Origin of the sequence: Hominifimenecus sp. rT4P-3, from assembly GCF_051055405.1 — a bacterium.
In the GTDB taxonomy this organism is placed as follows: Bacteria; Bacillota; Clostridia; order Lachnospirales; family Lachnospiraceae; genus Pseudolachnospira.
Map to the genome: position 1 here is coordinate 574,008 of NZ_CP167068.1, position 13,543 is coordinate 587,550.

At 48.9% G+C, this 13,543-nt stretch carries 14 protein-coding genes; 12 read left to right on the forward strand and 2 right to left on the reverse strand.

From position 1 onward, the window contains the following. Positions 1 to 852 carry a helix-turn-helix domain-containing protein gene (locus tag ACCC71_RS02725; protein ID WP_434310903.1) on the reverse strand — a complete coding sequence of 284 codons (852 nt, stop codon included), beginning with the start codon at positions 850 to 852 and terminating at the stop codon, positions 1 to 3. Between the two features lie 266 nt (positions 853 to 1,118). On the opposite strand from ACCC71_RS02725, the gene ACCC71_RS02730 reads away from it, so the two are divergent. Genes ACCC71_RS02730 through ACCC71_RS02740 form a run of 3 tightly spaced genes read left to right on the forward strand, consistent with a single transcriptional unit; the run spans position 1,119 to position 4,319 of the window. Continuing rightward, entirely contained in the window at positions 1,119 to 2,228 is a 1,110-nt protein-coding gene (locus ACCC71_RS02730; protein WP_434310904.1) for a tripartite tricarboxylate transporter substrate binding protein, read from the forward strand. A gap of 54 nt (positions 2,229 to 2,282) precedes the next feature. After that, complete coding sequence (locus ACCC71_RS02735) at positions 2,283 to 2,777, forward strand: tripartite tricarboxylate transporter TctB family protein (RefSeq protein ID WP_434310905.1); 495 nt, start codon at positions 2,283 to 2,285, stop codon at positions 2,775 to 2,777. Between the two features lie 9 nt (positions 2,778 to 2,786). Further along, a complete protein-coding gene (locus ACCC71_RS02740) occupies positions 2,787 to 4,319 on the forward strand; it encodes a tripartite tricarboxylate transporter permease (RefSeq protein ID WP_434310906.1) in 1,533 nt (510 codons plus the stop codon). Between the two features lie 122 nt (positions 4,320 to 4,441). Here ACCC71_RS02740 and ACCC71_RS02745 read toward each other — a convergent pair whose 3' ends face one another. Next, on the reverse strand, positions 4,442 to 5,329 hold the full coding sequence (locus ACCC71_RS02745; protein WP_434310907.1) for a LysR family transcriptional regulator: 888 nt from the start codon (positions 5,327 to 5,329) through the stop codon (positions 4,442 to 4,444). A gap of 302 nt (positions 5,330 to 5,631) precedes the next feature. Between ACCC71_RS02745 and ACCC71_RS02750 the strand changes: the two genes are divergently transcribed. The 9 genes from ACCC71_RS02750 (at position 5,632) to ACCC71_RS02790 (ending at position 13,508) form a co-directional block, all read left to right on the forward strand. Next, positions 5,632 to 6,102 (forward strand): C-GCAxxG-C-C family (seleno)protein, encoded by a 471-nt coding sequence (locus ACCC71_RS02750; protein WP_434310908.1) that lies wholly within the window; start codon positions 5,632 to 5,634, stop codon positions 6,100 to 6,102. 55 nt (positions 6,103 to 6,157) lie between these two features. Then, the gene (locus ACCC71_RS02755) at positions 6,158 to 7,810 is read left to right on the forward strand and encodes an FAD-dependent oxidoreductase (protein ID WP_434310909.1); all 1,653 of its coding nucleotides are present in this window, start codon (positions 6,158 to 6,160) and stop codon (positions 7,808 to 7,810) included. Between the two features lie 41 nt (positions 7,811 to 7,851). Continuing rightward, positions 7,852 to 8,376, forward strand: a complete 525-nt coding sequence (locus ACCC71_RS02760) for a TRAP transporter small permease (RefSeq protein WP_434310910.1) — start codon at positions 7,852 to 7,854, stop codon at positions 8,374 to 8,376. Next, the gene (locus ACCC71_RS02765; protein ID WP_434310911.1) at positions 8,376 to 9,674 is read left to right on the forward strand and encodes a TRAP transporter large permease; all 1,299 of its coding nucleotides are present in this window, start codon (positions 8,376 to 8,378) and stop codon (positions 9,672 to 9,674) included. The genes ACCC71_RS02760 and ACCC71_RS02765 overlap by 1 nt, the downstream gene beginning before the upstream one ends. Before the next feature lie 57 nt (positions 9,675 to 9,731). Then, positions 9,732 to 10,829 carry a TRAP transporter substrate-binding protein gene (locus ACCC71_RS02770; protein WP_434310912.1) on the forward strand — a complete coding sequence of 366 codons (1,098 nt, stop codon included), beginning with the start codon at positions 9,732 to 9,734 and terminating at the stop codon, positions 10,827 to 10,829. Positions 10,830 to 10,894: 65 nt separating this feature from the next. Next, positions 10,895 to 11,350: a YhcH/YjgK/YiaL family protein gene (locus ACCC71_RS02775; protein WP_434310913.1), complete on the forward strand. Its 456-nt coding sequence runs from the start codon at positions 10,895 to 10,897 to the stop codon at positions 11,348 to 11,350. Between the two features lie 27 nt (positions 11,351 to 11,377). Next, positions 11,378 to 12,115: a type I 3-dehydroquinate dehydratase gene (gene aroD / locus ACCC71_RS02780; RefSeq protein ID WP_434310914.1), complete on the forward strand. Its 738-nt coding sequence runs from the start codon at positions 11,378 to 11,380 to the stop codon at positions 12,113 to 12,115. A 32-nt stretch (positions 12,116 to 12,147) separates the two neighbouring features. Next, positions 12,148 to 13,104 (forward strand): hydroxyacid dehydrogenase, encoded by a 957-nt coding sequence (locus ACCC71_RS02785; protein WP_434310915.1) that lies wholly within the window; start codon positions 12,148 to 12,150, stop codon positions 13,102 to 13,104. 110 nt (positions 13,105 to 13,214) lie between these two features. Continuing rightward, on the forward strand, positions 13,215 to 13,508 hold the full coding sequence (locus tag ACCC71_RS02790) for a Dabb family protein (protein ID WP_434310916.1): 294 nt from the start codon (positions 13,215 to 13,217) through the stop codon (positions 13,506 to 13,508). Positions 13,509 to 13,543 lie beyond the last annotated feature (35 nt).

Sequence of the window (13,543 nt, forward strand, 5' to 3'; positions counted from 1 at the left end):
TTATCCCATGCCCTTTTCGCTTCCGTATTTTTCACGATAGTCAGACGGGGTAAAGCTGGTTCTTGCCTGAAACAGTCGGGTAAAGTAATAGTGATTGGGATAGCCGACCCGTTCAGCGATGTTTTGTATGGTTTCGTTGGTATTAATTAAGAGCCAGCGCGCCTCGCTGAGCCTCTTATCAATCAAATAATTGATGGGAGATAGTCTGAATTCCTTTTTAAATTCACTGCTGATATGGCTGGCGCTGGTGAAAAAGACCTTGGACAAAAGTTCGAGGTCTATTTTTTCTTTGTAGTGTTCATTCAAGTAAATAAGAATTTCCTGGGCCAGGGTCGGGTTCCTAATTTCAAACTTAAAGTGGGCGTTCAGTAGAAGCTCGTGGAAAATGATCAAGCAGGCAGAAATCAGGTGGCGGCAGATTTCGTAGGAAGCAGAGTCCTCTTGATAGGAAAAGTCCTGAATCGTCCGGAATGTATTGAGCAGAAAATTGTAGAAATCTCCTGCGTTTGCCCTGGCGCTAAGCAGATCACCGCAAGGAGTTTCAGTAAAATCCACGTCTGCCAGCAGGCAGCACCAGATATCGCTGGGGTGCTCCCTGCTGGATTCCAGTGCATGTACTACACCGCGGTCGATCAGGAACAGGTCGCCTTTTCCTGCGGAAAAGACATGCTGTCCAATGGTAATCGTAGCCTCACCGTCGGCGATAAACATAATTTCCGTGCGGTCCTTGTGGAGATGGAGCGTATAGAACCAGGAAGGATTGTTGCAGGAATGGCTGATCCTTTCTAGGCGGGGCAGGGCTCCGGGCCGCAGAATCGGGGAATATTCCGAGTCAAACGTATGCAGATACATGAAAACACCTTCCTTTTTTAATAACAATATTAGCGATACTTCCCTTTTTTTTCAATCATATTTTGCTGATTATTCTAAAAGAGAATAAGATAAGACACCAAATGTATTAAACGCCCCCATAAAATCCTATAATTCGGAAAAAAGTTTCCAAGAATATTAAAACAGGGTGGGAAAGATAATGCATGGTCAATTTCAAACGTTTTCGCTATGATGGAGACATCCAAAAAGGAAAGAGAAAAAGTAAAACAAAGTAAGGAGGAATTGATATGAAGATGAAGCGTTGGCTGAGTGTGGCGTTGGCTGCGGTGATGGCAGTGTCTCTGGGAGCTTGTGGAAACAGCAAAGAAACCACAACCCAGGCAGATACGACCAAGGCGGCGGCTGCCACGAATGCTGAAAGCGAAGCAACAGAGACTACTGCAGGTGGCGGAAGCGATATCGCTTTTCCGGAGCATGATCTGCAGGGCTACATTACCTACGGAGCAGGCGGCGGTACAGACACCATTTCCAGAGCAATTGCGCCAGGGATGGAGGCGGCTCTTGGACAATCCATCGTTCTCCAGAATAAATCCGGCGGCTCCGGATCAGTAGGAACGGCCCACGTGCTGGGACTGGAGTCGGATGGCTACTCCCTTCTTTTCCACTCGGAGAGTACGACCCTGTTTAAGGCTTTGGACATCATTGATATCACCTATGACGATCTGACTCCGATCATGGTGACAGGCGGCGGCTGCGGTGTTCTGGTTACTGCACCGGACTCCAAGTACCAAACCTTTGAGGATGTTTTAGCAGCGGCAAAGGAAAATCCGGGCACTATATCCGTAGGCTCTTGCGGAACCGGAACTCTGCCGGATATCATCCGGATTATGATGGAACAGGTTTTGGGAGTAGAGTTCAACATGGTCAGCTTTGACGGTGACTCCGAAGCTTTGACTGCACTGATGGGCGGACACATCGATTTGCACGTCTGCACCAGCTTCACGGCTGTTCCGATGGTGCAGTCCGGCAACATCAAGCCTCTGCTAGTCTTCTCTGACGAGGAGGTATACGGATTTGAAGGTGTTCCGCTGGCAACTTCTGTAGATGAAAAGTTTAACGACTATCTGCCTTGGGGTCCATTCTATGGACTTTCTGTGAAAGCAGGAACCGATCAGGCCATCGTGGATAAACTGACAGATGCAGCGAAGAAAGCTTACGCGGGCGAAGACTTCCAGAAATACCTGGAGGCATCCGGCACGATTCCGATCGGACTGACTGGGGAGGAAGCGAACGAGTACATGAAGAGCATGCAGTCCATTACCTGCTGGCTGTTGTACGATGCAGGCGTGACTACTGTGGAGCCGACCGAGTACGGCGTTCCCAGACCGACGAAATAAAAAAACAGGGCTGCCGCTGTCTGGCGGCAGCCTTTTTATAAGGAGGAAACGAGAATGGACCGAGAAAAAAGGACCTTTGCCTTTCGGGAATATCTGCTGTTGGTGATCCTGACTGCGGTTAGTGCGCTGGCCTTCGCAGGTTCCCTGGAAATTTTTAGCCAGAAAAAGTTTGCGATCAATTCATCCGGAACCTTTCCGACCGTGATGTCGGGACTGATGCTGCTGTGTTGTCTGATTGCCTTGATCGGAACCCCAAAAAGGCTCCCGAAAGATGTAGAAAAATATTCTGGAGCCGGAGAGCTGATCCGGGAGGCGGCTAAAGAGGAGGTTCCCAGGGATGTACTGATTTCTATTCTCATGGTGATTGTTTACATGGTTGCTCTGGGATTGATTGGATTCATTCCTTCCTCCCTGATTTTTATTCTGGCAATCATGTTCTATCTGAGTAAGGGAAAACGAAAAGCATGGGTGCTTCTGCTGAGCGGAACCGGAAGTGTGGCGGCAATTTACGTTGTATTTCGTATCATTTTTAAAGTCTTGCTACCTTAGGAGGAAACCATGGATATTTCAAGTATTTTAAGCAACATTGGGGTATTGTTTACAGACCCTACGCTGATTCTTTTGCTGGTGGTCGGGGTTTTTCTCGGCATGTATGTTGGCGCGATTCCTGGATTGTCCGCGACCATGGCTGTATCCCTTCTGATTTCCTTTACCTACAGTTGGGATGTTCTGCCGGCTCTGGCTCTGATGATGGGCGTTCACGTGGGCGGCTGCTACGGCGGTTCCCGTTCCGCCATTCTTATCAATATCCCAGGAGCGCCGTCTGCGATTGCTACGGCCTTTGACGGGTACCCGCTGTCAAAGCAGGGGCGGGCTGCTCAAGCCATCAGTATCACGGTAGTTCAGTCGGTGGTGGGCGGTTTGATCGGCTGTGTATTCCTGACTTTTGCTACGCCGCTGGTTGCAAAGTTTGCTTTGCAGTTTGCCCCTAGGGATTATTTCCTGCTGGCCGCCATGGGTCTGACGCTGATCGCCAGCCTGGGCGGTGGATCCTTTGTAAAGAATATTTTCTGTGGAGCCCTGGGACTTTTTATCGGCGCCATCGGCATGGACGCCACCGACGGAATGCAGCGTTTTTCCTTCGGAGTTCCATATCTGATGTCCGGCATCAGCTATATCGTTGCAATGATCGGTCTATTCGGCTTTTCTGAGGCGCTGATCCAGATCCGCGACGTTCAGTTTGCAGCCAGCGTCAAACAAAAGATCGATAAGATTCGGCCAAACTTTAAAGATGTAGTACACTATTTCCCGTTGACGATCCAGACTTCCCTGATGGGAATTTTCATCGGAGCGCTCCCTGGAACCGGCGGAGATATCGCCGCACTTTTTGCCTATGACCATGCCAAGCGGGTTACAAGAAATCCGAAGGTACCTTTCGGCGAGGGCGCGGTGGAAGGACTAGTAGCTCCGGAATCTGCCAACAACGCAGCTGTACCGGCCGCTTATATCCCGATGTTGGCTTTTGGTGTGCCGGGAGATTCCTATGCGGCGGTTGTAATCGGAGCGCTCTATGTCCATGGACTGAATCCGGGTCCCATGATGATGATTGAAAATCCCGGCGTAGTCGGTATCATCGTCGGCGGTCTGATCGTGGCAAATATCGCCCTGCTCTTCGTGGGTATGTCAGGCATTAAGATGTTTGCCAAAATCGTGGAGATTCCCCGGTCCATCTTGATTCCGATTATTATGGTTCTCTGCGTGGTAGGTTCCTATGCCATCAACAACAATATCGTGGATATTTTCCTGATGGCAGGCTTCGGAATCATTGGCTATTTCCTCCGTCGTCATGATTTCCCTACCGGCGCATTGGTCCTGGGAATTATCCTGAGCCGGATGTTTGAGCTGAATCTGCGGAGAGATCTGACATTGAGCCGGAATTCCTTTGGGCAGTTCCTCGGAGACATGTTTACTAGTCCGATTTCCCTTGTGCTGATCGCCGTCATCGTCCTGATGTGTCTAGTACAGACGCCATTCTGGAGAAAACGCCGTGAAGCAAAAAAGGCTGCCAAGGAAGCTGCTGCTAAGAAATAAAAGAAAGCATACATAGATATACAAAACAAGAGGCTGTGAAAAATGAAGTGGATGAAACTTCATTTTTCACAGCTTTTTTGCACGAAGACATTTTCGCTGCTTACCCATAAAATGTGGCACCTTTAGGATGCTCGCGACTGACTGACAAAGTCAAAAAACAATTGCTCATTTTTACTGAATTTTTTATTAGTTTTCCAGGCGAAATAAATCGGGCGGCACATAGAAATCCCTTCGAGAGACAAAGCAGTCAGCCGAGAGAAATCCATAGTAGGCAATTGGGGCGCGATGGTGTAACAATGGCTGCCCAGCACGTAGGCAAGCGCGACTCCAAGGTTTCCCGCTTCAAAGGCAACCCTGGGGGTACAGTTATGGCTCTGAAAGATGCCGTCTACAATGCGGTTAATGGTATGGGCATGGCCGACCTGAACGCAAGGCTCTTTTTGAATATCTTCAAAGGACAGGGATTTCCGTTCAGCCAGAGGATGATCCTTTGAGAGGATGATAAACAACTCTTGCTGAAAGAAAGGGAAACCGCTGATTCCGTCTGTTGGTTCCAGACAGAAAGCAAAATTTAATTTTTGCAGACGCAGCTGCTCCAATAGTTTCGAGTCCTCATTGGATATTTCCTGCCGCAGCGTAATCATTCCTCCGCAGGGCTGCGCTTGGAATTCATGAAAAAGTTTTATGATGTTAGAGAGGGAAAACGTATGGATATATCCGATGTTCAGGATGTTTTCTTCTAAAGCAATATACTGTGAAACTGCATTCTTCCCATCTTCAATATTCTGAAGCGCATCTTGTACATATTTCAAAAAAATCTGACCGCTCGGTGATAAGCGAATGCGATTGCCGTTTCCTTCTTTTTCAAAGAGAGGAGCTGGAAATTCTTTTTCCAGCTCTTTTATGGTATAGCTCAGGCTGGGCTGCGAAATATAGAGCTCTTTGGCTGTCTGGGTATAGTTTTGTGTTTCCGCGAGCTTTTGAAAATAAGAAAGCTGTTTTAACGTCATTCAGGGTCCTCCATGAACATTACCTTTTACTGGAACTATAAGTTTTAACTTATGGTTCGTGAGGATAATAAGTATTAGACAGTATCAGTTTACCATGATAAGCTTTGAACATCAAGAAGAAACACACAAATGGGAAATAGGAACGTGAAATAGAGATAACAAGAGAAAATATAGGGAAGTAGTAAAACATTTTCTCTTGTTTCTTAGAAGAAAAATTGGTTCATGGAGCCATTTGGGAGAGCGGCTGAAAGTCACGTTTCCCATTTAGCGTATAAATCAAAGAAAGAAAAGAGGTGATCAAAATGGAACGTTACGTTCGAAAAATTGTAGAAGCGGAAGCTGCAATGAAAGAGGAAGAACAACCGCTGTATCACACCAACTGTGCAGAAAATTTATTCCGATCCGCCAATGAGAAATATGAATTGGGTGTGGATGAAGCCTTTGTGCAGGCCATTATTCCGTTTGGTGCTGGAATGCAGACGGAGAATACCTGCGGCGCTTTATTGGGAAGCCTGTCTGCTCTGGGACTTCTGTATGGGGAAGCAAAACCCACAGAAAACAAGAAGATGAAGGCGGCTGTAATTAAGTATGTGGAATTGTTTTCTGAGAAGTATGGCTGCCTGAAATGCGAGGAGATCAAAAAGCATTTCCGGGATGAAAACGATACCTGTACGCCAGTGAAAGTCGGAGCGGGAGAAATCCTGGATAAGGTAGTGGCGAATATCGACGCCATCTACGCCGAATACCTGGAGAAGGAAGCCGAGGAAGAGTAAGAATTACATAGCCAGAAAGCAGGACGGTTTGTCCTGTGAGAAAGGAAATAGTTCGATGAAAGTCGTTATCGTAGGGGGAGTGGCCGGAGGAGCAAGCGCGGCAGCACGACTGCGGAGATTGGATGAGCAGGCAGAAATCATTATGTTGGAAAAGGGCGAGCATATTTCCTATGCCAACTGTGGGCTGCCCTATCACATTGGCGGAGTGATTGTCGATGAGGATGAACTTTTGCTGCAAACTCCGGAATCCTTTTATCAGCGGTTTCGGGTTCAGGTCCGGGTCCGCCATGAGGTTATCTCGATTCAGAAAGAAGCAAAAACAGTGCGGGTACGAAATCTGGCAGATGGTACGGAATATGAGGAGACCTATGACAAGCTGATTTTGTCCCCCGGCGCGGAGCCCTTTGTGCCGCCCATGGAAGGCGCTGCGCTGCCACGGGTATTTACCTTGAGAAATGTGGCGGATATGCGCCGGATTCGTCAAGCTGTCGATCATCAGGCATGCCAAAAGGCCGTTGTCATTGGAGGCGGTTTTATCGGCCTGGAACTTTGCGAAAATTTGGCAGAGCGGGGAATTCAGGTTTCCGTAGTGGAAGCTGCTCCCCAGATTTTGGCTCCTTATGATGCGGAAATGGCGCGCATCCTTCAAACCCGGATGGAGGAAGCAGGAATTTGCTTTTATCTGAATGCCCAGGCGCGGGCGATTCGGGAGGGGGAGAACGGATATCTGGTGGAATTGCCGGAGCAGAAAGTACTGGAATGCGATTTTGTTGTTTTAGCCATTGGAGTTCGCCCAGACAGCGGCTTGGCAAAAACTGCCGGGCTGGACTTAAACGCCAGAGGCGGTATCCAGACCAATGAATACATGGAAACCAGCGAAAGGGACATTTATGCGGTCGGTGATGCGATTGAGATCAAGAACGCCGTATTGAAAAGCAAGGGAATGACGCCCTTGGCCGGTCCGGCAAATAAGCAGGGAAGACTTGCCGCGGGCAATCTGGTCGGAGCAAGAGAAACTTATCCTGGTACCGTGGGTTCTTCCGTTATCAAAATTTTTGACCTGACGGCTGCCTGCACGGGGGCCAATGAGAAGATGCTGCAGGCTGCGGGAATTTCCTATGAGAAGGTTTATTTGATGCCGCTAAGCCATGCGGGATATTATCCCGGAGCCACTTCTCTTGCCTTAAAGCTTCTTTTCGATTTGAATGGAAAGGTTTTAGGCGCCCAGTGCGTTGGGGAGAGCGGCGTAGAAAAGCGGATCGATGTGATCGCGTCCGTCCTTCATTTTGGCGGTAACGTGAAAGATCTGACCCAGCTCGACCTATGCTATGCGCCGCCGTACTCTTCCGCCAAGGATCCGGTAAATTTTGCAGGCTATGTGGCGGAAAATGTCTTGGGAGGTCTTTCTCCAATCTGGCATTGGCATGAGCTTCCGAAATTGGATGAGCAGGAGATCACATTGTTAGATGTCCGAACCGAGGAAGAGTATGGGGAAGGCCATCTGAGGCATAGTGTGAATATTCCGGTCGATGAGCTAAGAGAACGCATCGGGGAGTTGGATCGGGAAAAACCGATTTATCTCTATTGCCAGGTGGGAATCCGCGGCTACATTGCTCAGCGGATTTTGATGCAGAATGGCTACACTGTATGGAATTTATCTGGTGGTTATGGCTTCCTTAGCAAAATTGGGGTGGCGCCTCAGGGATAAGAATGGATTGGCCCTGATGATACGAAAGGAGATCAATGGAAATGACGAGAGTTTTGAAATGGCTCGACAGCCATTTGGAGGAAATCATGCTTTCCATCCTGTTGGCGGTCATTGCCTGTCTGCTATTTCTGCAGATTGTACTGCGGGTAGTCACGAAAAACACCTTATCCTGGCCGGAAGAGGTTTCCCGTTATTGCTTTGTTTACATCGCTTTTTTCTGCATTCCCATGTGTATCCGGGATAATCGGATGTTGAAGGTAGATATTATCGTCGGTCTGTTCCCAGAACGCATGAAAAAATACCTGATGTATTTCGGCGATATTTTCTGCCTGGTTCTGTGGAGTTTCTTGTTCTACCATGCGTGGTTTGTTCTTCAAAATGCGGTTGTCCGGCCGACCTATAGCCAAACCTTGGGGTATAACATGATTCTGCTGTACGGAATGCCGTTTTTTGCCTTAGGGCTGGCAGTACTCCGTGGGATTCAGCGGGTATTTCGGACTTCACGGGAGGTCTTTGGCCGCCCGGCGCAGGAAGAGACAAAGAACATGACGAAGGAGGAGAAATAATGGGTGCGATCGGTTGGATGTTAGCGATTTTTGGCGCCGCCTTAGTCTTGGGGCTGCCGATTGCTGTGGCAATCATTGCTTCGGCTCTTGTGCCGATCCTTTTGTCAGGATCTTTTGGAGCGGACGTCCCCTACGTGATTCGCAGTATGATCGGAGGGGTGGATAGTTTCACGCTGTTGGCGCTTCCGCTGTTTATGCTTTCCGGCGATATCATGTGCCGCGGAGGCGTTTCCCGCAAACTGTTTGACGTATTTGCTTTAATCACAGGCAAGCGCGCGGGAGGAATGCCGGTAGCTGCGATCATTACCTGTCTGTTTTTTGGAGCGATATCCGGTTCCGGCCCGGCCACTTGTGCGGCGGTAGGGGCCATGGTGCTTCCGATTCTGGTCGATGATTTGGGCTATGACAAACTGTTTTGCGGAGCCTTGCTTTCAACTGCCGCCGGATTGGCTGTCATTATTCCTCCCAGCAATTCGTATGTGACCATCTGTGCGGTTACGGGAGAGTCCATCGGCGATCTGATGATTGCCGGCATTATTCCCGGATGCCTGATCGGCGTGTTTTTGATGGGATGGACGATCTTTTACTGCAAGACCCGCGGAGAAGATAAGGCGAAGATCGCGGCCAATTACGACCGTTTGAAAGCAATTGGAGTAGGAAAAATTTTGGTTCGGAGCATCCCTGCCATGCTGTTTCCTGTTTTGATTTTAGGCGGTATTTACGGAGGGGTTGTAACTCCCACGGAAGCAGCCTGCGTATCCGTATTTTATGCCCTGTTTATCTCTCTGTTTGTATATCGGACGGTAAAGATCAAGGATATTCCGCAATTTCTCATGGGAGCCTGCCGGACCATGGCACCAATTACGATTTTGTTGTGCGGAGCCAGAGCCTTTGCAAAGATTTTCACACTGACGGGAGCACCGACGGCGCTGGCCAATTGGGTGATTTCCGTGGTTCCCAACAAAGCAGTCTTTTTGATTATGGTGATCGTGTTGCTTTTTGTCATCGGCATGTTTATGGATTGCGGGCCGGCCAATGTCATCCTGGCGCCGATCTTCCTGCCGTTGGCAAAATTGTATGGGATGAACAGCATCCATTTTCTGCTGCTGATGGTTTGCTGCCTCTCCATCGGGTTTGTGACGCCGCCTTTTGGTATGAACCTGTTTGTGGCAGCCCCGATGATTGGGTCCTCCAGTTTTGACTTGGGACGCAAGGCAATGCCTTTTATTGCCGCTAATTTGCTGGCAGTGTTGGTGATCGCCTTCGTACCTTGGTTTGCGACGGTATTGATATCTTAAGGTAAAGAAAAAAACATATTTTTATGACCAAGATTGTACTTGGAAAGGAGAATTCTTATGAAGAAAGCAATTGCCGTTTTATTGTCTGTTTCTATGATTTTGGGTCTCGCTGCCTGCGGTGGTGATTCCGGCCAGACCACTTCCCCGTCGACCAGCGCGAAAACAGAAAGCGCAGCTCCAGCAGAAAGCAAGGATACCACGGAAGCTTCCGGCGGATTGGAGGGAACCTATAGCTTTAATATCGGCAGCTCTTCTACGGCTGGAAGCACGACTTCCAACGTATTTGAAGCGGTGCAGGCGGACATTTCGGAAGCCAGCGGCGGTAAGATGCAGATGACCTACTATGGTTCCTCTTCTTTAGGGACGGACAGCGAGATGCTGACCGAGTGCCAGAACGGAAATCTGCCGATGGTCATCGTAACCACAGCGTCTCTGACCAGTTTTATTCCGGAGATGGGAATCTTTGATATGCCTTGTACGGCAACTTCCATGGAGCAGTTCGCCGCTTTGTTTGAAAACGCAGAGTTTATGGAAAAGCTTCAGACCTGGTTTGCGGCCGCGGGCCTGCGTCTTGTCGCTTGGGATACCAGCGCGAGCAAACTGCTGGCCAGCACGGAGCCGGTGGAAAAGGTGGCAGATTTCCAGAACCTGGATATGCGTACCTTAAATAACAAGTACCAGATTGCGTTTTGGAAGGGCTTAGGCACCAATACGATCCAGATTGACGCTTCGGAAATCTATCTTTCCATGCAGCAGGGATTGATTGACGGCGTAGAATTCTCCATGAGCGGAATTCAGAGCCGGAAGATCAACGAAGTTTGCAAATATGTCATTGAGACGATGGATATGTCTCAGATCAATATGGTAGTTATGAGCGAGAGCGTATACGAGTCCATGTCTGACGGCGATAAGGCTTGGTTTGATCAGTATATGGCAGGCGTCAGCAAAGACTTCACCGCGGCCAGTGCCCAGGATGTGGAAGCAGGATGGACGGCTCTCGAAGCGGCGAACATCACCTGTCTCCGGTTTAACCAGACGCTCTTTGACGAGATGAAGACGGTTGCTTCGGAAACGGCATGGCCGTTGATCCGGGAAGAAGTCGGCGATGAAGTGGTAGACTTTTACCTGAAGGCTTTGGAAGCTGTATCCAAATAGAAAAAATTTGTAAGAAATCAGTTCTGCGCAGAAGTGATGGAAATAGAAAGAAAGGATGAAACACGATGATCTACGATTCTATTAAAAACAAAGAGCGTTATAAGGATATGCCCAAACTATATGAGGCGCTGTGCTATCTGGAAGGGATTACCGAAGAGAACTTTCCAGAGAAGAAAATCGTGCTGGATGGCATCAAGAAGTTTGTAGTTCCCAAGGTTTACGATACAGAGCCGGAGGCGGACGCTCCTTTTGAGGCCCATGCGATCCGGGCGGACATCCATTACATGATCAAAGGAGTGGAAGGCGTCCAGACGGCAGATTTGACGGAAGTAACTCCTTTGCACGAATTCTCTGTTCCCAATGACTGTGGGGAATACGAAGGACCGGTGGATGGCACGTACTGGATCAAACCTGGATATTTTGCCCTGGTTTTGCCCGGAGAGGTGCATCGGACAGGAATCATGAATGGGAAACCGGAGCCGATTTTAAAGGCTGTATTTAAGTATCAGGTAGAGGACTAACCGGAAGGCACCAAAGGAGGAGTATCGATGAAAGGCGTTGTACCGAATTTTAGAGATGGAAATCTGCATATTACAATTCCCGTAATGGCAGTCGATATGGAGGATATGAAAAATCAGGCGATGCAGGCCAAGGCCTATGAGCCGGATATGATTGAGTGGAGAGCAGACGCGCTTCAGGGGATTGAGAAAAAGGAAATCCGCGACGAGGCGCTCCAGACGATTCGTTCGATTATGGGAAACACTCCGATTCTGTTTACCTGCCGCGATTTTAGCGACAGAGGAAAGCAGGATTTTGATCAGGAAACAAAGCGCTCGATTGTGGAAGCAGCGGTTGTTTCGGATTGTATCGACATTGTGGATATCGAATTGACCCAGGGAGAAGCATATATCAAAAAGCTGCGCGATCTTGCCCATGCCAACGGCGTGCTGCTTCTGGTAGCTCATCATGATTGGGAGGCGACTCCGGAGAAGGAAGAGATCGAAAGGATTATCCGGGAAGAGTATGATCTCGGTGCGGATATTCCCAAATATTCCTTTGCGCCTCAAAGCTATGGAGATGTGGTAAAGGTAGCGGAGGTCACGATTGACGCGAAAAAGAATTGGCTGGATCGTCCGGTGTTTTCCATTTCCGGCGGTGAGAAGGGAATGATTTCCAGAATCTGCGGCCGGGCGCTTGGAACCGATCTGTGCTTTGCTTCCATTGGAAAAACGATGCAGGTACATATCGAAGATCTGCGGAAACTGGATCAGATGATTTTAGGATAAGATATTAAGGTATTTTAGATCAGGAGGATGCGATGTATAAAGTATTAATTCCGGAAGAAATTGATCACGCCGGTTGGGACTATTTGGAGGAAAGAGGCTACCAGGTAATCGAAGGCAGCGCTTATGATTCGGAGACCATAAAAAGAGAAATTGCGGATGTGGACGCAGTTTTGGCCAGAGGCGCAGATTATACCAGAGAAGTGATTGCCGCTGGTAAAAACCTGAAAGTGATTGCCCGCCATGGCGTTGGAATCGAGCATATCGACACGAAAGCGGCGGAAGAGCTGGGAGTCCAGGTTGCCAATGTATTGTGCGCCAATTCCAATGCAGTAGCGGAGCATACCATGATGTTGATGCTGATGCTGGCGAAATACGTGCCGATCTTTAAAAACTGCATTCCGGAAGGGCAGTGGGATCTTCGGAACCGTTACCTGACCCATGAACTGGAAGGAAAGACCTTGGGAATCATCGGCGTCGGCGCTGTCGGAATCCGCACAGCGAAAAAAGTCCACTATGGCCTGGATATGAAGATTTTGGGCTACGATCCTTATATTGATTATACGAAGATGCCGGACTATATCGAAGGCGTACATACCCTGGATGAGCTCTTTGAGCGTTCGGACGTTATTACCATCCACTGCCCTCTGAACGAGGAGACGCGGTACATGGTAACGCCTGCTCTCTTGGAGAAGCTGGGACCGAAGGGCTATCTGATTAACTGCGCCCGCGGCGGAATCGTAGGAGAAAAAGATCTGTATGAGGCACTGAAAAATCATGTGATTGCCGGAGCCGCCATTGATAGTTATGAGCAGGAGCCGCCGGCTCCCGACATGCCCCTGTTCACCTTGGACAATTTCTGGGGAACTCCTCACCACGCAGGACTGTCGAAGAAGGCTTCGATGGCCTGTGCGACGGGCGCGGCAAAAGCCATTGACGACGTGCTCCATGGCAGAGAGCCGCAGTATCCGGTAAATCACCCTAAGAAGTAAAGTCATGAAACTGTTCCGGTGAAAAATCGGCAGACAATTGGCCGCGGGATTGATCTCGCGGCCAACTGTAAAAATAGAGCGTCGGAAGAGGCGGGAAGGAGGATTGTAGGATGATCAGACATGTGGTATCCTGGAATTATAAAGAAGAAGTTTCAGCAGAAAAGAAAGAAGAACTGTACGCTTATTTTAAGGAGGCATTTTCTGCTTTAAAAGAGAAGGTGCCGGGCGTTATTTCTATTTCGGTAGGGGCTCCGCCGCTGCCCAGCAGCACGAAGGAGCTATGCTTATATGTGGAAATGCAGGAGGAAAGTGTCCTGCCCCTCTATGCAGGTCATCCGGACCATCTGGCGATTGTGGAAGTGATCAAGCGCTTTTGTCAGGATCGGTGCTGTGTGGATTTTTGATTTTGAACATAAGTCCGGCTATGGGGCCGGCTGGT

Excerpts from the sequence above, each read along its gene's own strand:
- ACCC71_RS02730 (WP_434310904.1), top strand. The coding sequence starts at position 1,119 with ATGAAGATGAAGCGTTGGCTGAGTGTGGCGTTGGCTGCGGTGATGGCA.
- ACCC71_RS02755 (WP_434310909.1), top strand. The coding sequence starts at position 6,158 with ATGAAAGTCGTTATCGTAGGGGGAGTGGCCGGAGGAGCAAGCGCGGCA.
- ACCC71_RS02775 (WP_434310913.1), top strand. The coding sequence starts at position 10,895 with ATGATCTACGATTCTATTAAAAACAAAGAGCGTTATAAGGATATGCCC.
- ACCC71_RS02745 (WP_434310907.1), bottom strand. The coding sequence starts at position 5,329 with ATGACGTTAAAACAGCTTTCTTATTTTCAAAAGCTCGCGGAAACACAA.
- ACCC71_RS02760 (WP_434310910.1), top strand. The coding sequence starts at position 7,852 with ATGACGAGAGTTTTGAAATGGCTCGACAGCCATTTGGAGGAAATCATG.
- ACCC71_RS02785 (WP_434310915.1), top strand. The coding sequence starts at position 12,148 with ATGTATAAAGTATTAATTCCGGAAGAAATTGATCACGCCGGTTGGGAC.
- ACCC71_RS02770 (WP_434310912.1), top strand. The coding sequence starts at position 9,732 with ATGAAGAAAGCAATTGCCGTTTTATTGTCTGTTTCTATGATTTTGGGT.
- ACCC71_RS02765 (WP_434310911.1), top strand. The coding sequence starts at position 8,376 with ATGGGTGCGATCGGTTGGATGTTAGCGATTTTTGGCGCCGCCTTAGTC.
- ACCC71_RS02750 (WP_434310908.1), top strand. The coding sequence starts at position 5,632 with ATGGAACGTTACGTTCGAAAAATTGTAGAAGCGGAAGCTGCAATGAAA.
- ACCC71_RS02725 (WP_434310903.1), bottom strand. The coding sequence starts at position 852 with ATGTATCTGCATACGTTTGACTCGGAATATTCCCCGATTCTGCGGCCC.
- ACCC71_RS02740 (WP_434310906.1), top strand. The coding sequence starts at position 2,787 with ATGGATATTTCAAGTATTTTAAGCAACATTGGGGTATTGTTTACAGAC.
- aroD (WP_434310914.1), top strand. The coding sequence starts at position 11,378 with ATGAAAGGCGTTGTACCGAATTTTAGAGATGGAAATCTGCATATTACA.
- ACCC71_RS02790 (WP_434310916.1), top strand. The coding sequence starts at position 13,215 with ATGATCAGACATGTGGTATCCTGGAATTATAAAGAAGAAGTTTCAGCA.
- ACCC71_RS02735 (WP_434310905.1), top strand. The coding sequence starts at position 2,283 with ATGGACCGAGAAAAAAGGACCTTTGCCTTTCGGGAATATCTGCTGTTG.